Genomic DNA, 20526 nt, shown 5'->3' with positions numbered 1-20526 from the left:
GCCATCGCCATGTCCAAAAACGAACTCCTCTTCGAACGCGCGCAACGCACCATTCCGGGCGGCGTGAACTCGCCGGTGCGCGCCTTCCGTTCCGTCGGCGGCACGCCGCGCTTTATCGAGCGCGCGCAAGGCCCCTACTTCTGGGACGCGGACGGCCAGCGCTACACCGACTACATCGGCTCGTGGGGCCCGATGATCCTCGGCCACGTTCACCCGGAAGTGCTCGAAGCAGTGCAGCGCGTGCTGGCCAACGGCTTTTCCTTCGGCGCGCCGACCGAGTCGGAAGTGGAAATCGCCGAAGAAATCTGCAAGCTGGTGCCGTCGATCGAACAGGTACGCATGGTGTCGAGCGGCACGGAAGCAACCATGAGCGCGCTGCGTCTCGCGCGCGGCTTCACGAACCGCAGCCGCATCGTCAAGTTCGAAGGCTGCTATCACGGTCACGCGGACAGCCTGCTCGTCAAAGCCGGCTCGGGCCTGCTGACCTTCGGCAATCCGACCTCGGCGGGCGTGCCGGTGGATATCGCGAAGCACACCACCGTGCTCGAATACAACAACGTCGCCGAACTCGAAGAAGCGTTCAAGGCGTTCGGCAACGAGATCGCGTCGGTGATCGTCGAGCCAGTCGCGGGCAACATGAACCTCGTGCGCGCCACGCCGGAATTCCTGCAGGCGTTGCGACGCCTGTGCAGTGAATACGGCTCGGTGCTGATCTTCGACGAAGTGATGTGCGGCTTTCGCGTGGCGCTCGGCGGCGCGCAAGAGGTGTACGGCATCACGCCGGACCTCACGTGTCTGGGCAAGGTGATCGGCGGCGGCATGCCGGCGGCGGCCTTCGGCGGACGGCGCGACATCATGGCTCACCTCGCGCCGCTCGGCGGCGTCTATCAGGCGGGCACGCTGTCGGGCAACCCGATCGCGGTTGCCGCGGGCCTGAAGACGCTGCAACTGATCCAGGCGCCGGGCTTCTACGAGACGCTCGCGGCACGCACCGCACGCCTCGTGCAGGGACTCGCGCAAGCCGCGGGCGAAGCGAAGGTACCGTTTACGGCCGATTCGCTCGGCGGCATGTTCGGCCTCTACTTCACCGACTCGATCCCGGGCAGCTTCGCCGAAGTCACGAAGAGCGACGTGCCGCGCTTTAACGCGTTCTTTCACAAGATGCTCGACGCGGGCGTGTACTTCGCGCCGTCGGCGTATGAGGCGGGCTTCGTGTCGATCGCTCACGACGATGCGATCATCGACGCCACGATCGACGCGGCGCGCGGCGCCTTCGCGTCGCTTGCGGCCTGAGGCCCGCGCGGCTTCGAAACAGCAGAAACAGCGAAACCGAAACTCGACATAGCCTAGCCACCGTACCCGACCGGATCCCGATGTTTTCGCAAACCGACTTCGTCCATATGGAACGCGCGCTCGCGTTGGCCAGGCGCGGCATGTACACCACCGACCCGAATCCGCGCGTAGGCTGCGTGCTCGTCAAGAACGGCGAGGTGATCGGCGAAGGCTTCACGCAACCGGCGGGCCAGGATCACGCGGAGATCCGCGCGTTGAAGGACGCGCGCTCGCGCGGCCACGATCTGCGCGACGCCACCGCTTACGTGACGCTCGAACCGTGCAGCCACTTCGGCCGCACGCCGCCGTGCGCGAACGCGCTCATCGACGCGCAGGTCGCGCGCGTGGTCGCGGCGATGGAAGACCCGAATCCGCAAGTGTCGGGACGCGGTCTCGCGATGTTGCGCGACGCCGGCATCGAAGTGCGTTGCGGGCTCCTTGCGAACGAAGCGCATGAACTGAACATCGGCTTCGTGTCGCGCATGACGCGTGGCCGCCCGTGGGTGCGCATGAAAGTGGCGGCCTCGCTGGATGGCCGCACCGGCTTGCCGTCGGGCATCAGCCAATGGATCACCGGCGAAGCCGCGCGCGCCGATGGTCACGCGTGGCGTGCCCGCGCATCGGCTATTCTGACCGGCATCGGCACCGTCCGGGAAGACGACCCGCGCATGACGGTACGCGCGGTCGACACGCCGCGCCAGCCGCAACGCGTGCTCATCGACAGTCAGCTCGACGTGCCGCCGGACGCACAGATCCTGGCCGGCGCACCCACGCTGATCTTCTGCGGCAATCTCGATCAGCGCCATGCCGATCGCGCAGCCGCGTTACGCGATCGCGGCGCCGAGATCATCCAGTTGGCGAACGCGGCCGGCAAGGTCGATCTGCCCGCCCTGCTGAAAGTGCTCGGCCAGCGCAACGTCAATGAGTTGCACGTCGAGGCGGGCTACAAGCTGAACGGCTCGCTGCTGCGCGAGGGCTGTGTCGACGAACTGCTCGTCTATCTCGCGCCGAGCCTGCTCGGCATGGATTCGATGAGCATGTTCAACCTCGGCGCGCCCGAAACGCTCGACGGCCGTGTCAAACTGAATTTCCACGCGGTTGACCGGATCGGCGACGATCTGCGGATTCTTGCGCGCTTCGCGCCGCAGACCTCAGCCGAAACCGGCACGACGCCCGCGCCTCCCTCCGTTTCGAAATGACCAAGGATTAGCACGATGTTCACAGGAATCGTCGCGGCAGTGGGCCGCATCGAATCAGTCAAGCCGCTGGGCGCGGACGGCGACGCGGGCGTGCGCCTGAACGTTGAAGCCGGCGGCCTCGACCTCGGCGACGTGCAGCTCGGCGACAGCATCACGATCCAGGGCGCCTGCATGACCGTGGTCGCGAAGACCGCCCATTCGTTCGAAGTCGACGTGTCGCGCGAAAGCCTGAACTGCACGGCGGGCCTCGGCGAGATCGGCGAAGTCAATCTGGAGAAGGCGCTGCGCGCGCACGACCGGCTCGGCGGTCACATCGTCTCCGGCCACGTGGACGGCCTCGGCACGGTCACGCATTTCGCGCCGGTCGGCGAATCGCACGAACTGCGCGTGCTGGCGCCGCGCGAGATCGGCCGCTATCTGGCGTACAAAGGCTCGATCACTGTCAACGGCGTGAGCCTGACCGTCAACTCGGTTAAAGATCGCGACGATGGTTGCGAGTTCTCGATCAACCTGATTCCGCATACGGTCGAAGTGACCGCGCTCAAGCGTTTGTGCGAAGGCACGCAGGTGAATCTGGAAATCGATCTGATCGCGCGTTACGTCGAGCGCATGCTGAACGCGCCGAAATAACGGGCCAATGCCGGGCGCGAGGCCCGGCCACGCATGGGCTGGCAGCGGCGCCCTGCCGCTTTCAGCCGGTTCATGCGTGCATCGTTTCGACGAGCATAGCAACGGCCCAAGGGCCGTCGCCAGTCGGCCAAACGGCCTATGCCATCCGGCGGAGGCGACTTGGACTCGCGCGTGGCGTAAAATACGCGCTTTCCCGAAAATCTCGCCAACATGACGCTCGCCTCCACTCCAGAGATCATTGCCGAACTCAAAGCCGGCCGGATGGTGATCCTCGTCGACGAAGAAGACCGCGAAAACGAGGGCGACCTCGTGATCGCCGCCGAGTTCGTCACGCCGGAAGCGATCAATTTCATGGCCCGCTACGGCCGTGGCCTGATCTGCCTGACGCTCACGCAGGAACGCTGCAAGCTGCTGAACCTGCCGCTGATGACCTACCGCAACGGCACGCAGTACGGCACGGCGTTCACGGTCAGCATCGAAGCGGCCGAAGGCGTGACCACCGGCATTTCGGCCGCCGACCGCGCCCGCACGATCTCCGCGGCGGTCGCGCCGGACGCCAAAGCAGAGCACATCGTGCAGCCGGGCCACATCTTCCCGATCATGGCCCAGCCCGGCGGCGTGCTGGTGCGCGCCGGCCATACCGAGGCGGGTTGCGACTTCACCGCGCTGGCGGGTCTCACGCCGGCCGCGGTGATCTGCGAGGTCATCAAGGACGACGGCACGATGGCGCGCCTGCCGGACCTGATGGAGTTCGCGAAAGAGCACGATCTGAAAATCGGCACGATCGCGGATCTGATCCACTACCGCAGCCGCACCGAGTCGATCGTCGAGCGTATTTGCGAACGCACCATGCAGACCGCGCACGGCGCGTTCCGCGCGGTCATGTATCTCGATCAGCCGAGCGGCCAGCCGCATATCGCGCTGGTGCGCGGCACGCCGAACCCGGACGAGGACACGCTGGTGCGGGTGCACGAACCGCTGTCGGTGCTGGATCTGCTCGAAGTCGGCGAATCCACCCACTCGTGGACGCTAGACGCGGCGATGAAAGAAATCGCCGAACGCGACCTCGGTGTGGTCGTGCTGCTGAACTGCGGCGACTCGAAAGATCATCTGATCGACGTGTTCAAGGCGTTCGACTCGAAGGAAAAAGCCAACGCGCTCAAGCGCCGGCCGGTCGATTTCAAGACGTACGGCATCGGCGCGCAGATTCTGCGCGAGCTCGGTGTCGGCAAGATGCAGGTGCTGTCGAACCCGCGCAAGCTGGGCAGCATGTCGGGTTACGGTCTCGAAGTCACAGGTTTCGTACCGATGCCGGGCAGCGCCGCGCAGGCCCCGCAAGGCTGATCCGACCATTCACGCGCTTAGCGCCCACTCAAAACACTACGGAATTCACATGGAAATCGGACAATACCAACCGAATCTCGACGGCGACGGACTGCGCATCGGCATCGTCCAGGCGCGCTTTAACGAACCCGTCTGCAACGGCCTCGCGGACTCCTGTATCGAAGAACTGGAACGCCTCGGCGTGACCGGCGAAGACGTGCTGCTCGTCACCGTGCCGGGCGCACTGGAAATCCCGCTGGCGCTGCAAAAGCTCGCGGAAAGCGCGCAATTCGACGCACTGATCGCGCTCGGCGCGGTGATTCGCGGCGAAACGTACCACTTCGAACTGGTGTCGAACGAAAGCGGCGCGGGCATCACGCGTATCGGCCTGGACTTCGGCATTCCGGTTGCAAACGCCGTGCTGACCACCGAGAACGACGAACAAGCCGTCGCCCGTATGACCGAGAAAGGTCGTGACGCGGCGCGCGTGGCCGTCGAAATGGCGAATCTCGCCGTCGCGCTCGAACAACTCGGCGGCGACGACGAAGAAGAAGACGAAGAAGAGGAAGAGGCATGAAGAGCGCACGCCGACGCTCCCGCGAACTGGCCACGCAGGGGCTTTATCAGTGGCTGCTGTCGGGTTCGCCCGCCGGCGAGATCGACGCGCAACTGCGCGGCGCGCAAGGCTTCGACAAGGCGGATCACGAACATCTGGACGCGATCCTGCATGGCGTGATGCGCGATTCGGAAGCGCTCTCCGCCGCCATCGCGCCGTGTCTCGACCGTCCCATCGAGCAGCTCTCGCCGGTCGAACGCGCGGTGCTGCTGGTGGCCGCGTTCGAGCTGAAGAATCACGTCGATATTCCCTATCGCGTGGTCATCAACGAGGCGGTTGAGCTCGCCAAGACGTTCGGCGGCTCGGACGGCTACAAGTACGTGAACGGTGTGCTGGACAAGCTCTCGGCGCAACTGCGCGCTGACGAAACGCAGGCGGCTCGCAAGCATTGAGTATGCGGTGCAAGACGTCGGCCACGCCGGTGTCACGCGCCTCGCCTGGAAAAGCCGAACTGTTTGCAGGGACGCCGTTTCACGCGTGATGAACGCGCAGGACGCCGTCCCGCTTTTGCTTCTGAACTGGATTTGACTGTATGAACTCCGTGACCGAACCTTTGGTGCGGCTTGCTGCGCGTGTCGACGCCATCCAGCCTTTCTACGTGATGGAACTGGCCAAGGAGGCCGCGCTCCTCGAGCGCGACGGACGCGACATCATTCACATGGGAATCGGCGAGCCCGATTTCACCGCGCCCGAGCCGGTCATCGAAGCGGCGGCCAATGCGCTGCGCCGTGGCGTCACGCAATACACCAACGCGCTCGGCCTGCACGCGCTGCGCGAAGCGATTTCGGCGCATTACGCCGAGGTCTACGGCGTCAGCGTCGATCCGGCGCGGATCGTCGTCACCGCCGGCGCCTCCGCCGCGTTGCTGCTGGCCTGTGCTGCGCTGGTCGACCGCGACGACGAAGTGCTGATGCCCGATCCATGCTATCCGTGCAACCGTCATTTCGTGATCGCCGCCGAAGGCAAGCCGGTGATGGTGCCGAGCGGGCCGGCCGAACGCTTCCAGCTGACCGCCGCCGATGTCGAGCGCCTATGGAACGAGCGCACCCGCGGCGTGCTGCTCGCGTCGCCGTCGAACCCAACCGGCACGTCGATCGAACCGGCCGAACTCGAACGCATCGTCAAGTCCGTACGGGCGCGTGGCGGGTTCACCATCGTCGACGAGATTTACCAAGGCTTGAGCTACGACGCCAAGCCAGTGTCGGCGCTCTCGTTCGGCGACGACGTGATTACCGTCAATAGCTTCTCGAAGTACTTCAACATGACCGGCTGGCGGCTGGGCTGGCTGGTAGTGCCGCCTGGCATGGTCGGCGCATTCGAAAAGCTCGCGCAGAACCTGTTCATCTGCGCGTCGGCGCTCGCCCAGCACGCGGCGCTCGCCTGCTTCGAGCCGGAAACGATCGCCATCTATGAAGCGCGGCGCCTCGAGTTCAAGCGCCGCCGCGACTTCATCGCGCCGGCGCTGGAGTCGCTGGGCTTCTCGGTACCGGTGATGCCCGACGGCGCCTTCTATGTGTACGCCGACTGCCGCACCGTCGCGCATCCCGCGGCCGGCGACAGCGCAGCGCTCACCAAAGCAATGCTGCACGACGCGGGCGTGGTGCTGGTGCCGGGCATGGACTTCGGCACGCACGCGCCGAAGGAGTACATCCGGTTGTCGTATGCCACGGCCTATCCCAAGCTGGAGGAAGCGGTCGAGCGGTTGGCGAAGCTCTTCGGGCGGCACTGACAAGCAGCGGGCCGGATCTGCGGCGCTCGGAATTTGCCGCGACGGGGCCTGCCGATGACCTCTGCGCGCGCGCCCTGACCCACCGACCGCCCGCGCACCGCGCCTCCTGATTCTCCAGACGCAAAAAAGGACACCTAGGTGTCCTTTTTCATAACCGCTACTCGTGCACCAAATTGCCGACAGCTACACCGGCATGATGCCGCCCAACTTCAAGCGCCCAACTCCGAAGCCGATGCCACGTGCTTCGTGTTGGCATCGTCCTGCTCAGGAGCCGCCGGCGCCTTCACGGGACTCGCCTCGCTCAGCTGATGGGCGCCCTGAAGCGTCACCTGCACGCGCTTGCCGCCGCTGGCAGCCGCCGCCGTGGTGGTGGTCGACGCGGTCAGCACCGGCGCCTGCGGCGCGTTGATCGGCACCTTGCGGCCCCGGGCCACGTCGCGCAGACGGCCACGCTCGGCCATCACCTTGGCACCGTAGCCGCCGTCGTCCTGCGAGGTCGAGCCGACGTAAAGACGCAAGCCGCCCGGCAGCGAACCCCCTCGGGCGATGCAATCCTTCAGCACCAGCGCGCCCACCTTGATGTTCGCGACCGGTTCGAGAGCTGCGCTCTCGCCGCCAAAATACTGGAATTTGTCCGAATGCACTTTGGACATCACCTGCATCAGGCCTTGCGCACCCACGCCGCTTTCGGCGTATGGGTTGAAGCCCGATTCGATCGCCATCACGGAAAGCAGCAGGAGCGGATCGAGACCAACTTCGCGGCCCGTGTCGAAGGCCGCCTTCACCAGCTCGCTGACAGGCTCCTGAGCGACGCGATAACGCCGCGCCAGGTACGACGCAACCAGATCCTGCTCACGGCTTGAGATCAGCACGCGATCGTCACGCGCATCGGCGGACACGCGCTGCGACGGGATCATGCGTGCGAGCGCGGTGACGCTCTGCATGGTGCGCGGATCGAGCCCGTTCAGCGCCGCGACGCCCATACCGGCCGAGCCAGAGCCGTCGAAAGCGCCGTCGAAGCTGGTGTTGCTCACGGTGAGGCTGGTGCCGCCGCTGTTTGCACCGTTGTTCGTCTCCGCGCCGTTCGTCGAGTTGGACGAGAGCGTGTCGTCGGAAGACACACCCACGTTGCCGGGCGGACCGAAGGACGGCAGCGGATTGCCCTGCAGCAGACGGGCGGGACCCGCTTGCACAGCGGCGGAGATGACCGGCATCAACCGAGCGGCAAGAGTGCCGCGCCAAGCCGGCATCAGCCACAGCGCGACTGCCAGCACGACAGCGACACCGCCGACAATGCTGAACAGGTAATGACTCATTCGCGTCCCGCGACGCAGCACACCACGCACAACTTGCGCAATACGCTCATCGGGACGCCACGATAACCAGGCGTTCATTCAGATCTCCCATGTTGCATGATCTGCGAACCCCGCCCGATGAAGATGGCGGTACCACACGTTCGTAGAGTCAAGACATCGCGTGCTCTGTCTGGTTAGGGCAGCAGCGACGTCGGGAAAACGGCAAATACCGTTTGTGGGGAGCCCATCTCGAAAAAATGGCACACGCGATGCTAAGAAAGCAGGCGTTGGCTCCCACGCGAAAAACCAGCGTCAATCGGCGCTGGCGAGGACTTCAAAAACCGGCAAAACCGTGCAGGGAATCGGTAAGCGGTGACGCGTTGCGTCAGTGGGACCGGGGGCAGTGGTAAAAAGGTTCACGCCCTGCAACCAATGTGGACGGATTCTATGCAGGGTTTTATAGATCGTCAACACTATAGAATAGCAAATGTATAACTATTTGTAATAATGAACAGTGTTCAGTTCAGCACGAGCCACGCGGGATGCGCCTTTTGGACGCACCGACCTCATCTGTTCGGAGTAAGCCATTCGGTCGATCTACGTGCGCTAGCCAACGCAGGTAAAATCGACAATTCGTTCCGGCACCGTGCAGCCCGCCGCGCCCTTCTCTTTTGCCGCTGATGCGGCCCCTGACCCGCACCAGATGAAATACAAAGACCTGCGCGACTTCGTCGGCCGTCTCGAAACGATTGGCGAACTGCGCCGCATCTCGCAACACGTCTCGCCGAACCTGGAAATGACCGAGGTATGCGACCGCGTGCTGCGCGCCGGTGGCCCCGCGTTGCTGTTCGAGAGCAAGGAGCGGCATGCGTTCCCGGTGCTCGGCAACCTGTTCGGCACGCCGCGCCGGGTCGCGCTCGGCATGGGTATCGACGCGCAAGCCGGCGAAGGCGACGGCGCGGCGCTGGAGTCGCTGCGCGACGTCGGCCGGCTGCTCTCGGCGCTGAAGGAGCCGGAGCCGCCGAAGGGCCTCAAGGATGCGGGCAAGCTGCTTTCGCTCGCCAAGGCGGTGTGGGATATGGCGCCGAAAACCGTGAGCGCGCCGCCCTGTCAGGAAATCGTCTGGGAGGGCAACGACGTCGACCTCGGCAGACTGCCGATCCAGACCTGCTGGCCGGGCGACGCCGGTCCGCTGATCACATGGGGCCTGACCGTCACGAAAGGTCCGAACAAGAGCCGCCAGAATTTAGGCATCTATCGCCAGCAGCTAATCGGACGTAACAAACTGATCATGCGCTGGCTCGCGCATCGCGGCGGCGCGCTCGATTTCCGCGAATTCGCGCTGCAGAACCCCGGCACGCCCTATCCGGTGGCCGTGGTGCTGGGCGCCGATCCGGCGACCATCCTCGGCGCGGTCACGCCGGTGCCCGACACGCTGTCCGAATACCAGTTCGCAGGCCTGCTGCGCGGCGGGCGCACCGAGCTCGCTAAGTGCCTCACGCCGGGCGTCGACGGCCTGCAGGTGCCCGCGCGCGCCGAGATCGTGCTCGAAGGCTTCATCTATCCGCAAGAGGGCACGCCCTCGCCCGCTCCCGCAGGCGCGCCGCCGCGTCCGGCCAAGGGCGCGTCGGCCGCGTACGAGCACGCGCTCGAAGGCCCGTACGGCGACCATACCGGCTATTACAACGAACAGGAGTGGTTCCCGGTCTTCACGGTCGAGCGCATCACGATGCGGCGCGACGCGATCTATCACTCCACGTACACCGGCAAACCGCCCGACGAGCCCGCCGTGCTCGGCGTCGCGCTCAACGAAGTGTTCGTGCCGCTGCTGCAGAAGCAGTTCACCGAGATCACCGACTTCTATCTGCCGCCCGAAGGCTGCAGCTACCGCATGGCGATCGTGCAGATGAAGAAGAGCTACCCCGGCCACGCGAAGCGCGTGATGTTCGGCGTGTGGAGCTTCCTGCGCCAGTTCATGTATACGAAATTCATCGTGGTGGTGGACGAGGACGTCAACATCCGCGACTGGAAAGAGGTGATCTGGGCGATCACCACGCGCATCGATCCGGCGCGCGACACGGTGCTGGTCGATCGCACGCCGATCGACTATCTGGATTTCGCATCGCCCGTCGCGGGCCTCGGCTCGAAGATGGGACTCGACGCGACCAACAAATGGCCCGGCGAAACCGACCGCGAATGGGGCCGCCCGATCGTCATGGACGATGCGGTCAAACAGCGCGTCGACAGCTTGTGGAACGAGCTGGGCCTGGGCCTGTAAGGCGAGCCGCACGACAAGACCAATAACAAAGCAGATGGAGTAGTTGCACGGATGCACGCCTTTTCTATGATGTCGGACGGATTTTTTCTGTCGTTGTCGCTGTGCCTGGATATCGGTCTCGTGAATGTCGCGATCATTTCGCTGACGCTCTCGCACGGTTTCAAGCCCGGGTTCTGGCTCGGTCTCGGCTCCTGTGTCGGCGATCTGATTTACGCGGCGCTCGCGCTCGCGGGCATGGCCGCGCTGCTGCAGTTCGATTCGGTGCGCTGGGTGGTATGGATCGGCGGCGCGGCGATCCTGCTGTTTCTCACGTGGAAAATGGCGCGCGAGGCGATGTTCCCGGCAACGGCGCCGACGGTGGCGGGCCAAGGCGGCGCCGATGCGCCGCACCTGTCGCCGTGGCGCGGATTTTTGCGCGGCGTGCTGCTGGCGGTGTCGTCGCCGTCGGCGATTCTATGGTTCGCGGCGGTCGGCGGTGCGTTGATCGCGAAGGCCGGCGCCACCAGCCCGAAGACCGCGCTGATCTTCCTCGGCGGCTTTTTTCTCGGCGGGCTGTGCTGGACGATCTTCATCTGCGGGCTCGGCAGTCATGGCCGCAAGCGCGCCGGCGCCGGTCTGCTGCGCGCCTGTCATGTGCTGTCCGCACTGCTGTTCGCGTATTTTTCGTACAGTGTGATCGTCAACGGGTATCACGATCTGATCGTGCAAAGCACGCACGTCGCGAGCTGATGAAAAAACGGCTTGCGTGGGCAAGCCGTCGTCGTCAATCCGATTCGAACCGGTCGTTCAGGCGAGATACCCCGCGAGCTTCGGCAAATCGACGTTGCCGCCGCTCACCACCACGCCGACCCGCTTGCCCTTCACCGGCACGATACCGTTGAGCACCGCCGCCGCGGCGAGGCAACCCGTGGGCTCGACCACCATCTTCATGCGCTGCGCGAAAAAGCGCATCGTCTCGATCAACTGCGCGTCGCTGACGGTTTCGATCCGCGCCACGTGCTTGCGGATGATCGCGAACGTGTAGTCGCCGAGATGCGTGGAGGCGGCGCCGTCGGCGATCGTGCGTGGCGTGTCGATATGCACGATCTCGCCGCGCGCGAGCGACTGCTGGCCGTCGTTGCCCGCCTCCGGTTCCACGCCGATTATCGTGCACGTCGGGCTCAGCTGAACCGCCGACAAAGTGCTGCCGCCGAGCAAGCCGCCGCCGCCGAGGCACACGAAGAGCATGTCGAGCGGACCGGTTTCGTCGAGCAACTCTTTCACCGCGGTGCCCTGCCCGGCAATCACATGCGGGTGGTCGTACGGCGGAATCAGCGTCATGCCGCGCTCCTCGGCGAGCCGCCGGCCGATCTCCTCGCGGTTTTCCTTGTAGCGGTCGTAGGTGATCACTTCGCCGCCGTAGCCCTTGGTCGCCGCGACTTTGGCAGCGGGGGCGTCGTGCGGCATGATGATCGTCGCGCGGATGCCGGCGAGGCGCGCCGACAGCGCGATCGCCTGCGCGTGATTGCCCGACGAATACGTCAGCACACCCGCCTTGCGCTGCTCCGCGTCAAAATGCGAAATCGCGTTATAGGCGCCGCGAAACTTGAACGCGCCCATGCGCTGAAAATTTTCACACTTGAAGAACACCGACGCGCCCGTGCGCTCGTTGAACGTGCTCGACGTCAGGACTGGGGTGCGGTGGGCGACGCCTTCAAGACGCGCTGCGGCGTCGAGTACGTCGTCGAAAGTGGGACCGGGAAGCGCTTGCATCGGCGAAATTCTCCTGAGCGGTGGCGAAACAGCCATTCTCCCAGCTTCGCGAATGCTTTGGAACGTCAACGCCGCTGGCGCGGGCGCATAAACTGAAAACGGCGTAACCCGGCGATCAAGCCGGCGTTACGCCGTCGATATGCCTCAACGGGCCTACCGCGTCTAGCGGCGGTAGTAGCCGTGGCCGTAATAACCGTGATAGTAGCCGTGACGATAATAAGGACGGCCATAGCCCCCGTAATAGCCACCTACCACGACAGGCGGCGGCGCGTACACGACGGGCGGTGCATAGACCGGCGGCGGCGGTGCGTAGTAGACGGGTGGCGGCGCGGCATACACCGGATAAGCCGGCGCGACCGGCACCCCAATCCCGATACCCACGGAAACGTGCGCCTCAGCAGCACTGGCAAGTCCCAGGCCGAGCCCTGCGGCAACAACGAACGGAACGATCTTTTTCACTTTGTTCTCCTAGCGCGGCCTACCAAGGTCGCCGACTTCGCATGCCTTGCATGCTATTGGAACAATTTATCGAAAAAGACCGCGCACTTCTGTTCGCATTTGTTGCAAATTGCAATTCGTGGCAATAGGTTTTGGTTCGCTCAGGCGCGCCGAGCCTCACTGCAGCTCCGGGGCAAGCCGAAAATCAAGGGTTTGAGGGGCTTCAGAGATACGCCAATCGTTATTTCCCGAAACCGGCGTTTTTCGAGTTCGCGTTTCGGTAATCTTTGATTACAAATTAGATTCAATACTGACAGCGCAATTGGGCCGCGCCATAAAAAATGCCCGGCGAATGCGCCGGGCATTTCTCATCTGTGAGCGTCGCCGTTCAGCCGACTTTCACATAGGCGAATTCACGAGACACGCTAGGCGGGACATAGGCGCCGCTGATGCGCACACGCGGCGTCAGCCGCTTTTTCTGGTCCCACCAGCGACGGCGCTGTGCATGTGTCAAGAACCGCAAGTGCTTTCGGTACGAAAAAATACTCATCGTCGACCTCCCGAATCTGACTGCGAAACGAAGTACCCAGAAACAGCGACTACCAAACTGACGTATCACGCAAATCACGAATGGCGAGCAGTTTTCGAACCCGCCGTGGCACGGTCGGATGACCGGCTGCAGGCGCCAGATCGTGCGCAAGCCGCTCGAAGGAAAGTCGGTGCCAGATCACGCTGCTGACAGCCGAATGCGCGATACTTCTGCTTTCCCGTTCAAATGTTCCGTCTGGAGCAGGCAACCATGTCCCAGTTCTCTCTGCCGCGCCTCGGGTTTATCGGTGCGGGCCGGCTCGCGCGTTGTCTCGCGCTGAGCTTTTCACGCGCCGGCTATCCGGTCACGGCGGTGGCGAGCCGCTCGGCGGCCTCGGCCGCCAGGCTTGCCAGTCAAATCGAGCATTGCACGGCATCCGACGATCCACAGCACGTTGTCGACGCCGCCGATATCGTCTTTTTAGCCGTTCCGGACGACAGCATCGGTACGTCAGCGCACACACTGCGCTTCGGCCGGGACGCTGCCCAGTCCGGCAAGGCGCTGGTGCACTGCAGCGGCGCGTCGCCGGTGGAGCTGCTGGCGCCGGCGCGCGACCAGGGCGCAGCGATCGGAGGATTTCATCCACTCTACCTCTTTAGCGGGGACCTCGCCGATCTCGACCGGATCGCCGGCTGCTCGGTGACGATTGAGGCCGACGGCGCGCTGAAGGACACGCTGACGGCGCTGGCCATCGCGCTGCGCTGCCATCCGCTGTCGATTCCGCCGGGCGGCCGCATGCTGTATCACGCCGCCGCGCACTACGCAGCCAGCTTCGCGCTGTGCAGCCTCGCTGAATGCGTCGCGCTATGGCGCACCCTGGGTTTCGCCGAAGACGACGCGCTGCGCGCGCTCCTGCCGATGCTCGCCGGCACCATCGAAACCGCCCGCGACAAAGGCTTGCCCAACGCGCTCGCGGGCCCCGTGTCGCGCGGCGACACCGGGGTCGTGGAGAAGCAGTTGGCGCTGCTCGAAAACCTCGGTGGCGACCACGCCGCGCTGTACGGTTTGCTGTCCCGGCGCGCGGTCGGACTCGCCGAACGCCGCGCGAGCCCGCCTGCGGCGATCGAGGCAATTGCCGAGGCGGTGGAAGAATCGCTGAACCGGTCGCTGAATCAGGCCGCGGCAGGTGCAAGCGTCAAGTAAGGCGTGATAATGTGACGTCCGGCGCAGCACGCAATCCGCCGGCGCCGCGCTTCGGGACCAACAGACGAGAACGCACAATGATCAAGGTCAGCATCCTCTATCCGTATCGGGAAAACGGCCACTTCGATGTGGACTATTACAGCGTCACGCATATGCCGCTTGCGGCGAAGCTGTTCGGGCCGTCGCTGAAGGGTTGGTCGGTCGACGTCGGCATCAACGCCGGGCCGCCGGGAACGCCGCCGCCGTACGTGGCCGCGGGCCACTTCCTGTTCGACAGCGCGGACGACTTCTACAAGGTCTTCAAGCCAGCCGCGGAGCAACTGACGGCCGACATTCCTAATTACACCAACGGCGGCAACGGCACGATTCTGATCAGCGAGATCAAGATTTCCGTGTGATGCCGAGCAGACCGCGGCGAAACGGTGGCGTGTCATCATGCTTGCCGGTGCATCCGGTCAAGCCGCGTCACCGAATCCACGCGCGAAACGCGCATGCAATCCCAATGAACCGCCGGCGCCCACCGATCGGTCGACGCCGGCACTCCGCGGCCGATCGACGGCCGCCATCCGAAGCATAAGGACACGAGATGTTTGGCGATATCGCCCGTTTTCTGCTCAATACCGTCTTCACGCTGTTCGGCGCGGCGCTGCTGCTGCGCGCCTGGCTGCAGGTCGTGCGCATGCCGCCCTACAACCCGGTGACGAACGCCGTGCTGCACGCCACTAACTGGATCGTGCTGCCGCTGCGGCGCATCTTGCCGAGTACACGCAGCATCGACTGGGCGAGCCTCGTCGCGGCGCTGATCGCGGCGATCGTGTACGTCGTGCTGATGGTGGTCCTCACGGGCGCCGATCCGCTCACGCTCGTGCCGACGCTGCTGATCGTCGCCGTGCTGACCCTCATCAAGTGGGCGCTGAATCTGATTATCTGGATGACGATCCTGATGGCGCTGCTGTCGTGGCTCAACCCGCGCTCGCCGGCCATGCCGATTCTGTATCAGCTGACCGCGCCGTTCCTGAATCCGCTGCGCCGGGTGATTCCGCAACTGGGCGGGATCGATCTGTCGCCGATCCTGCTGTTCGTGATCGTGCAGGTGCTGCTGATGGTGGTCACTCGCGCCGCCGTTCAACTGACGTACTTTGTGATCTGAAGACGCGCAGCATTGGCGGGAAAGGGTGGCCTGATTTGCGCTGAACCCCCTTTCCCGAGTAGAATTGTGCGCTCTGCGGGCGTCGTATAATGGTAATACCCTAGCTTCCCAAGCTAGAGCCGTGGGTTCGATTCCCATCGCCCGCTCCACCTTCCGCTGAGCCTTCAGCAAAAATACAGCACGAGCCGCCTCCATGAAGGCGGCTTTTTTGTAGTGGCGGCGGCCCGGCGTGGCGAGTCGCAAGGCACCGGAGTCGCAAAACACGGCGCTAGCCAACCACGCGCACGTTTCGCAGCCCACGCCGCCAGCGCGGACACGCACGGCGCGCAAGCCGCGAAGCCCTCACCCTTGTAGCAGCATCGACGATGATCCACGATCCAAACGACACCGGCCTGCCGGACGAACTCCCGACGCCCCCGAGCGTTGCCGAAGGCCAATCCGCCGGCGACGACGCGCCGCAAGACGAAGCGCTGCATCGGCGCCGTATCCGCAGCTTTGTCACGCGCGCCGGCCGCGTGTCGACCGGCCAGCGCCGCGCGATGGACGAACTCGGCCCGCGCTTCGTGGTGCCCTACGCGCCGCAGCAGCCCGACTGGACCAGCGTGTTCGGCCGCACCGCGCCGCGTGTGCTGGAAATCGGTTTCGGGATGGGCGCGACCACTGCGGAAATCGCCTTGCATCGTCCCGACGACGACTTCCTCGGCGTGGAAGTGCACGAACCGGGCGTCGGCGCGCTGCTAAAGCTGATGGGCGAGCAGTCGCTGTCTAACATCCGCATCATCCAGCACGACGCCGTCGAAGTGCTCGAACAGATGATCGCGCCGGATAGCCTCGACGGCGTGCACATCTTTTTCCCGGACCCCTGGCACAAGGCGCGCCACCACAAGCGCCGGCTGATCCAGCCGAAGTTCGTCGCACTGCTCGTGTCGCGCTTGAAGCCGGGCGCCTATCTGCATTGCGCGACCGACTGGCAGAACTACGCGGAGCAGATGCTCGAAGTGCTGGGCGCCGAATCGGCCCTGCAGAACACCGCTGACGGCTACGCGCCGCGCCCGGAGTATCGTCCGGTGACGAAGTTCGAGCGGCGCGGGCTGCGGCTCGGGCATGGCGTGTGGGACCTGGTGTTCCGCAAACGCAACGCCGGGTAAAACTTGGCGCCGGCAAGTCGCCGGGAAATCACTCCCGAAAGCAAAAAGGTCCACTCAATCGAGCGGACCTTTTTTCATGGCACGAGCAAAACGCAAAACCTCATTCGGCCCAGCTCAACGCACCGCTATAACCGACCAGCAGGATCAGCAAGCCGAAGCCGATCCGATACCACGCGAACGCGGTGAAATCATGCGAGGCGATGTAGCGCAGCAGCCAGCGCACGCAGATGAACGCGCTGACGAAGGCCGCGACGAAGCCGACCGCGAAGCTGCCAAGCGCGTCGGTGGACAGCAGATGCCAGTCCTTATAGAGCTCGTACGCGGTCGCGCCGAAGATGATCGGAATCGCGAGGAAAAACGAAAATTCCGTGGCGACCCGCCGCTCGAGCCCGAACAGCATCCCACCGATAATCGTTGCGCCCGAACGCGAGGTGCCCGGAATCAGTGCGAAACACTGCGCGAGACCGACTTTCAGCGCATCGAGCGCGCTCATGTCGTCCACGTTGCGCACCCGTACCACCTCGGCGCCGCGCGCCCGCTGACGGGCCTCCGCCCACAGGATCACGACACCGCCCGCCACCAGCGCAAACGCGACCGGCACCGGCGAAAACAGCGCCGCCTTGATCGTTTTTTCGAACAGCAGGCCGAGCACGATCGCCGGAATCGTCGCAATGATCACGTTTAGCGTGAAGCGGCGTGCTTCGGGCCGACTCGGCAATCCGACTACCACGGTGCCGATGCGGCGGCGAAACTCCCAGCACACGGCGAGAATCGCGCCGAGCTGGATCACGACATCGAAGGTTTTCGCGTGTTGGTCGGTGAAATTCAGCAGACTACCGACGACGATCAGATGCCCCGTGCTCGACACCGGCAAAAACTCGGTCAACCCTTCGACGACGCCCAGAATCAACGCCTTGCAAGCCAGTAGCCAGTCCATCCGTGCCCCTTATCGCGGTAGATTGTCGGAACGAACAGGACCGGCGCGAACAGTCACGTGCTTGCGCGGCCCCGCCGGCCGCGCGCTCCGTCATTTTTCGACGATTTGCACGCGTATGCCGTTTGTAAGGATGGTGATTGTACCGGGTTCGTAATTCACTCCGGCAAATTGCAGTTGTTCGGGCTTGAATGTGTAGATCGGATAGTTGGTCAGCAACTGCGTCGCGAGCAGCGCCGCCGCGGCGTTGATCTGCTGGGTGTAGACCTGCGCCTGTCCGTTCACGCTGACATTGTCGACATTCGGCGACTTCAATACGACCGATCTGCTGGCGGCGTCATAGGCGAGTTCGCTCGACAGCGTGAACACGCCGTCCACCGGCTGCGGCATGAACGGACTCGCGAAGCGCGCGTCGAGCTTCACGGAGACGCGGTTCGCATCCGGCAGAAAACCGACTACAGGATGAGTCAGCGCGACGTCGAACACTTGCGAGACCGTGCGCTGATACGGGAATTTGCGCTGCACCGCGTCCTGCACCTGCTGCTGCGAGAACGTGTAGTGCGATGGAATGAACGGAAACGTCGGCGTCGCGCAGGCCGCGAGCGATACGGTGATGCCGAGCACGCTACAGCCGGTCAGCGCGGCGCGCAGAAAGCGGCGCCGGGCCGGCGCTGCGGATCGAGTCATGCGAAATCTCCAGTGAAAGCCTTTTCGAGCATGCGGTTGGGTTGTTTGATGGTCGTCTGATGCGGGTTGTCTGGCGCACAAGGCAGGTGCGGCCAACCTGACGGACTAGCGAGCCGCTACGTGCGGTTGCGTTTGTATCTCGAGCTGCGTCAGCCAGGCGAGTGCTTCGCCACGATCGGTGCCGCACATGTCGGTCTGCGGTTGCAGACCGGAACAGCACGCAGGCCGCTCCGGCTGCCCGAAGATTGCACAACGCAGATCGTCACCGAGTTGCACGCAGCGCACGCCCGCCGGCTTGCCGTGTGGCATGCCCGGAATCGGACTCGAAATCGACGGCGCGATACAGCACGCGCCGCAATCGGGACGGCACGCATGATCAGCCGCGTGAAACGGCGACTCGCGCTTCACACCGCTGTTCGACGGGCTTTTCAACATGCTGTTCAACACATCACTCACGACATCCATCCTGATCTCGAAAACAGGCAACCGCATTGCCAGACCCGCATTGTGCCACCACGTTCCGTGCGACCTTTTTACACAATCCGGGCGGTCACCCCTCACTTAAACTCAACGACTCCGAAAGGCCATGCTCAAGAGGCGTTCGCGCAGTTCGATCCGGTCTGGCAAACGCGCCGGCTCCCGCCTCTTCCTCGTGGCCAACTGCCACGAGCCTCTCATGACCCTCGCCAATACGCTTTTCCGCCCTGACCTGCTCGCCAGATACAGCGCGAACGGCCCACGGTATACGTCCTATCCGACCGCGCTGCAGTTCCACGACCAGTTCGACCCCGCCGATTATCTGCGTGCTGCGGCCGACCCCGGCGCATCCTCGACCGATCTCTCGCTGTACTTCCACATTCCGTTTTGCGACACCGTGTGCTTCTACTGCGGCTGCAACAAGGTCGCGACGAAAAACCGCGCGCACGCGCGCCCCTACCTCGATCAGTTGAAGCGGGAGATCGCGTTGCAAGCCGCCTGTTTCGACATGCGACGTCCGGTGTCACAACTGCATTGGGGCGGCGGCACGCCCACCTTTCTGTCGCACGACGAAACGGCAGAACTGATGGCCGCCACACGTGAACACTTCGCGTTGCAGCCCGATGCCGAGGCCGAATATTCGATCGAAGTCGATCCGCGCGAAGCGTCGCCCGACACCATCGCGCATTTGCGCAAACTGGGCTTCAACCGCTTGAACCTCGGCGTGCAGGACTTCGATCTGCTCGTGCAGCAGGCGATCAACCGCATTCAGCCGCTCGAGATGACGGTGTCCGTGATGCAGGCCGCACGCGACACGCACTTTCATTCGATCGGCGTCGATCTGATTTACGGACTGCCGCATCAAACAGTCGACAGCTTCAGCCGCACGCTCGACACGATGATCGACCTCGCGCCCGATCGTCTGTCGGTGTTCGCGTACGCGCACATGCCGCAGCTCTTCAAGATGCAGCGTCAGATGGACCCCGCGACGCTACCCTCGCCGGCGCAGCGGCTCGCGCTGCTGCAGCGGGTGGTCGAACGGCTGACGGACGCGGGCTACGTCTACATCGGCATGGATCACTTCGCGCTGCCTACCGATGAACTCGCCCGCGCACAGGCGCAGCGCACCTTGCATCGCAATTTCCAGGGCTATAGCACGCGGGCGGAATGCGATCTGATCGGCTTCGGCGCGTCGTCGATCGGCAAGGTCGGCGACGTGTACGCGCAGAACGCGAAGGACTTGCCCGGCTATGCGGCCGCGATCGACGCGGGGCGCCTCGCGATCACGCGCGGCGTGCGCCTCACCGCCGACGACCGTCTGCGTCGCGACGTAATCACGCAACTCATGTGCAACCTGGAACTGCGCTTCGATGAATTCGAAGCTGCTTACGGCATCCACTTCGGCGAAACGTTCGCGCCAGAGCTGGAGCGCTTGCGCGGTTTCGAGGAGGATGGACTGGTGTCGATCGGCGCCGACCGGCTCGACGTGCAGATGGCCGGCCGCATGCTCGTGCGCAACATCGCGATGGTGTTCGACCGCTACCTCGGCCAGCAGACGCTCGAACGGTTTTCCCGCACGGTGTGAGTGCCACGTGACGCGCTGTAGGCAAGTGGCTTGCCCGTCGTCGAATTTTCGGCCATAATCTGCGTCTTCGCGGCGCGCCAGATTCTGACGCGCACGCTGCAGGATCTGCCCAGGTGGTGAAATTGGTAGACGCAGGGGACTCAAAATCCCCCGCCGCAAGGCGTGCCGGTTCGATTCCGGCCCTGGGCACCAGAGAATTCGATTGACCGTTTGTTTGCGTA

At 64.2% G+C, this 20526-nt stretch carries 20 protein-coding genes and 2 tRNA genes; 16 read left to right on the top strand and 6 right to left on the bottom strand.

Annotation, left to right across the window (positions count from 1 at the left end):
- Positions 1-9: 9 nt before the first annotated feature.
- From hemL to PQQ53_RS07955, 7 genes are all read left to right on the top strand, one after another.
- On the top strand, positions 10-1293 hold the full coding sequence (gene hemL, locus PQQ53_RS07985; RefSeq protein WP_408323609.1) for a glutamate-1-semialdehyde 2,1-aminomutase: 1284 nt from the start codon (positions 10-12) through the stop codon (positions 1291-1293).
- Positions 1294-1373: 80 nt separating this feature from the next.
- On the top strand, positions 1374-2531 hold the full coding sequence (ribD, locus tag PQQ53_RS07980) for a bifunctional diaminohydroxyphosphoribosylaminopyrimidine deaminase/5-amino-6-(5-phosphoribosylamino)uracil reductase RibD (RefSeq protein ID WP_408140764.1): 1158 nt from the start codon (positions 1374-1376) through the stop codon (positions 2529-2531).
- 15 nt (positions 2532-2546) lie between these two features.
- Positions 2547-3161 (top strand): riboflavin synthase, encoded by a 615-nt coding sequence (locus PQQ53_RS07975; protein WP_408152467.1) that lies wholly within the window; start codon positions 2547-2549, stop codon positions 3159-3161.
- Positions 3162-3371: 210 nt separating this feature from the next.
- On the top strand, positions 3372-4505 hold the full coding sequence (gene ribBA / locus PQQ53_RS07970; RefSeq protein WP_408140760.1) for a bifunctional 3,4-dihydroxy-2-butanone-4-phosphate synthase/GTP cyclohydrolase II: 1134 nt from the start codon (positions 3372-3374) through the stop codon (positions 4503-4505).
- Between the two features lie 49 nt (positions 4506-4554).
- On the top strand, positions 4555-5061 hold the full coding sequence (gene ribH / locus PQQ53_RS07965) for a 6,7-dimethyl-8-ribityllumazine synthase (RefSeq protein ID WP_006050161.1): 507 nt from the start codon (positions 4555-4557) through the stop codon (positions 5059-5061).
- Positions 5058-5492 (top strand): transcription antitermination factor NusB, encoded by a 435-nt coding sequence (nusB, locus tag PQQ53_RS07960; RefSeq protein ID WP_121315472.1) that lies wholly within the window; start codon positions 5058-5060, stop codon positions 5490-5492. Before ribH ends, nusB begins: the two co-directional genes overlap by 4 nt.
- A gap of 140 nt (positions 5493-5632) precedes the next feature.
- Entirely contained in the window at positions 5633-6829 is a 1197-nt protein-coding gene (locus tag PQQ53_RS07955; protein ID WP_408140757.1) for a pyridoxal phosphate-dependent aminotransferase, read from the top strand.
- A gap of 209 nt (positions 6830-7038) precedes the next feature.
- Here PQQ53_RS07955 and PQQ53_RS07950 read toward each other — a convergent pair whose 3' ends face one another.
- Complete coding sequence (locus tag PQQ53_RS07950; protein WP_408152466.1) at positions 7039-8223, bottom strand: transglycosylase SLT domain-containing protein; 1185 nt, start codon at positions 8221-8223, stop codon at positions 7039-7041.
- A 604-nt stretch (positions 8224-8827) separates the two neighbouring features.
- Here PQQ53_RS07950 and PQQ53_RS07945 point away from each other — a divergent pair.
- Together PQQ53_RS07945 and PQQ53_RS07940 are read left to right on the top strand one after the other, a co-directional pair.
- Positions 8828-10402, top strand: coding sequence for a UbiD family decarboxylase (locus PQQ53_RS07945; RefSeq protein ID WP_408323608.1), 1575 nt, complete (start codon positions 8828-8830; stop codon positions 10400-10402).
- Between the two features lie 51 nt (positions 10403-10453).
- Positions 10454-11131 (top strand): LysE family translocator, encoded by a 678-nt coding sequence (locus tag PQQ53_RS07940; protein WP_408140751.1) that lies wholly within the window; start codon positions 10454-10456, stop codon positions 11129-11131.
- A gap of 57 nt (positions 11132-11188) precedes the next feature.
- On the opposite strand, the gene PQQ53_RS07935 is transcribed toward PQQ53_RS07940, so the two are convergent.
- Together PQQ53_RS07935 and PQQ53_RS07930 are read right to left on the bottom strand one after the other, a co-directional pair.
- Complete coding sequence (locus tag PQQ53_RS07935) at positions 11189-12154, bottom strand: threo-3-hydroxy-L-aspartate ammonia-lyase (protein ID WP_408140749.1); 966 nt, start codon at positions 12152-12154, stop codon at positions 11189-11191.
- 162 nt (positions 12155-12316) lie between these two features.
- Positions 12317-12613 carry a hypothetical protein gene (locus PQQ53_RS07930; protein WP_408140747.1) on the bottom strand — a complete coding sequence of 99 codons (297 nt, stop codon included), beginning with the start codon at positions 12611-12613 and terminating at the stop codon, positions 12317-12319.
- 778 nt (positions 12614-13391) lie between these two features.
- On the opposite strand from PQQ53_RS07930, the gene PQQ53_RS07925 reads away from it, so the two are divergent.
- The 5 genes from PQQ53_RS07925 (at position 13392) to trmB (ending at position 16622) form a co-directional block, all read left to right on the top strand.
- A complete protein-coding gene (locus PQQ53_RS07925) occupies positions 13392-14324 on the top strand; it encodes a Rossmann-like and DUF2520 domain-containing protein (RefSeq protein WP_408323607.1) in 933 nt (310 codons plus the stop codon).
- A gap of 77 nt (positions 14325-14401) precedes the next feature.
- A complete protein-coding gene (locus PQQ53_RS07920; RefSeq protein WP_408140745.1) occupies positions 14402-14722 on the top strand; it encodes an EthD family reductase in 321 nt (106 codons plus the stop codon).
- 188 nt (positions 14723-14910) lie between these two features.
- Positions 14911-15474 (top strand): YggT family protein, encoded by a 564-nt coding sequence (locus PQQ53_RS07915; protein ID WP_408140743.1) that lies wholly within the window; start codon positions 14911-14913, stop codon positions 15472-15474.
- Positions 15475-15549: 75 nt separating this feature from the next.
- Positions 15550-15623: transfer RNA gene (locus tag PQQ53_RS07910), tRNA-Gly, on the top strand.
- Between the two features lie 216 nt (positions 15624-15839).
- Complete coding sequence (gene trmB, locus PQQ53_RS07905; protein ID WP_408140708.1) at positions 15840-16622, top strand: tRNA (guanosine(46)-N7)-methyltransferase TrmB; 783 nt, start codon at positions 15840-15842, stop codon at positions 16620-16622.
- 100 nt (positions 16623-16722) lie between these two features.
- On the opposite strand, the gene PQQ53_RS07900 is transcribed toward trmB, so the two are convergent.
- From PQQ53_RS07900 to PQQ53_RS07890, 3 genes are all read right to left on the bottom strand, one after another.
- Positions 16723-17559: an undecaprenyl-diphosphate phosphatase gene (locus PQQ53_RS07900; RefSeq protein WP_408140706.1), complete on the bottom strand. Its 837-nt coding sequence runs from the start codon at positions 17557-17559 to the stop codon at positions 16723-16725.
- 90 nt (positions 17560-17649) lie between these two features.
- Positions 17650-18243: a DUF1439 domain-containing protein gene (locus PQQ53_RS07895; protein ID WP_408323606.1), complete on the bottom strand. Its 594-nt coding sequence runs from the start codon at positions 18241-18243 to the stop codon at positions 17650-17652.
- Positions 18244-18348: 105 nt separating this feature from the next.
- Entirely contained in the window at positions 18349-18678 is a 330-nt protein-coding gene (locus PQQ53_RS07890; RefSeq protein WP_408323654.1) for a YkgJ family cysteine cluster protein, read from the bottom strand.
- Positions 18679-18919: 241 nt separating this feature from the next.
- On the opposite strand from PQQ53_RS07890, the gene hemN reads away from it, so the two are divergent.
- Positions 18920-20305 (top strand): oxygen-independent coproporphyrinogen III oxidase, encoded by a 1386-nt coding sequence (hemN, locus tag PQQ53_RS07885; RefSeq protein ID WP_408323605.1) that lies wholly within the window; start codon positions 18920-18922, stop codon positions 20303-20305.
- A gap of 107 nt (positions 20306-20412) precedes the next feature.
- Positions 20413-20497, top strand: a tRNA-Leu gene (locus PQQ53_RS07880).
- The last annotated feature ends 29 nt before the right edge of the window (positions 20498-20526 follow it).

The organism is Paraburkholderia strydomiana, assembly GCF_046030495.1.
Classification (GTDB): domain Bacteria; phylum Pseudomonadota; class Gammaproteobacteria; order Burkholderiales; family Burkholderiaceae; genus Paraburkholderia; species Paraburkholderia strydomiana_A.
The sequence above is the reverse complement of the archived record's forward strand: the minus strand, read 5'-3'. Positions and strand labels throughout refer to the sequence as shown.

What these genes read in the sequence shown, in the direction of transcription:
- hemL (WP_408323609.1), top strand. Translation starts at nt 10, where the DNA reads ATGTCCAAAAACGAACTCCTCTTCGAACGCGCGCAACGCACCATTCCG.
- ribD (WP_408140764.1), top strand. Translation starts at nt 1,374, where the DNA reads ATGTTTTCGCAAACCGACTTCGTCCATATGGAACGCGCGCTCGCGTTG.
- PQQ53_RS07975 (WP_408152467.1), top strand. Translation starts at nt 2,547, where the DNA reads ATGTTCACAGGAATCGTCGCGGCAGTGGGCCGCATCGAATCAGTCAAG.
- ribBA (WP_408140760.1), top strand. Translation starts at nt 3,372, where the DNA reads ATGACGCTCGCCTCCACTCCAGAGATCATTGCCGAACTCAAAGCCGGC.
- ribH (WP_006050161.1), top strand. Translation starts at nt 4,555, where the DNA reads ATGGAAATCGGACAATACCAACCGAATCTCGACGGCGACGGACTGCGC.
- nusB (WP_121315472.1), top strand. Translation starts at nt 5,058, where the DNA reads ATGAAGAGCGCACGCCGACGCTCCCGCGAACTGGCCACGCAGGGGCTT.
- PQQ53_RS07955 (WP_408140757.1), top strand. Translation starts at nt 5,633, where the DNA reads ATGAACTCCGTGACCGAACCTTTGGTGCGGCTTGCTGCGCGTGTCGAC.
- PQQ53_RS07950 (WP_408152466.1), bottom strand. Translation starts at nt 8,223, where the DNA reads ATGAACGCCTGGTTATCGTGGCGTCCCGATGAGCGTATTGCGCAAGTT.
- PQQ53_RS07945 (WP_408323608.1), top strand. Translation starts at nt 8,828, where the DNA reads ATGAAATACAAAGACCTGCGCGACTTCGTCGGCCGTCTCGAAACGATT.
- PQQ53_RS07940 (WP_408140751.1), top strand. Translation starts at nt 10,454, where the DNA reads ATGCACGCCTTTTCTATGATGTCGGACGGATTTTTTCTGTCGTTGTCG.
- PQQ53_RS07935 (WP_408140749.1), bottom strand. Translation starts at nt 12,154, where the DNA reads ATGCAAGCGCTTCCCGGTCCCACTTTCGACGACGTACTCGACGCCGCA.
- PQQ53_RS07925 (WP_408323607.1), top strand. Translation starts at nt 13,392, where the DNA reads ATGTCCCAGTTCTCTCTGCCGCGCCTCGGGTTTATCGGTGCGGGCCGG.
- PQQ53_RS07920 (WP_408140745.1), top strand. Translation starts at nt 14,402, where the DNA reads ATGATCAAGGTCAGCATCCTCTATCCGTATCGGGAAAACGGCCACTTC.
- PQQ53_RS07915 (WP_408140743.1), top strand. Translation starts at nt 14,911, where the DNA reads ATGTTTGGCGATATCGCCCGTTTTCTGCTCAATACCGTCTTCACGCTG.
- trmB (WP_408140708.1), top strand. Translation starts at nt 15,840, where the DNA reads ATGATCCACGATCCAAACGACACCGGCCTGCCGGACGAACTCCCGACG.
- PQQ53_RS07900 (WP_408140706.1), bottom strand. Translation starts at nt 17,559, where the DNA reads ATGGACTGGCTACTGGCTTGCAAGGCGTTGATTCTGGGCGTCGTCGAA.
- PQQ53_RS07895 (WP_408323606.1), bottom strand. Translation starts at nt 18,243, where the DNA reads ATGACTCGATCCGCAGCGCCGGCCCGGCGCCGCTTTCTGCGCGCCGCG.
- PQQ53_RS07890 (WP_408323654.1), bottom strand. Translation starts at nt 18,678, where the DNA reads ATGTTGAAAAGCCCGTCGAACAGCGGTGTGAAGCGCGAGTCGCCGTTT.
- hemN (WP_408323605.1), top strand. Translation starts at nt 18,920, where the DNA reads ATGACCCTCGCCAATACGCTTTTCCGCCCTGACCTGCTCGCCAGATAC.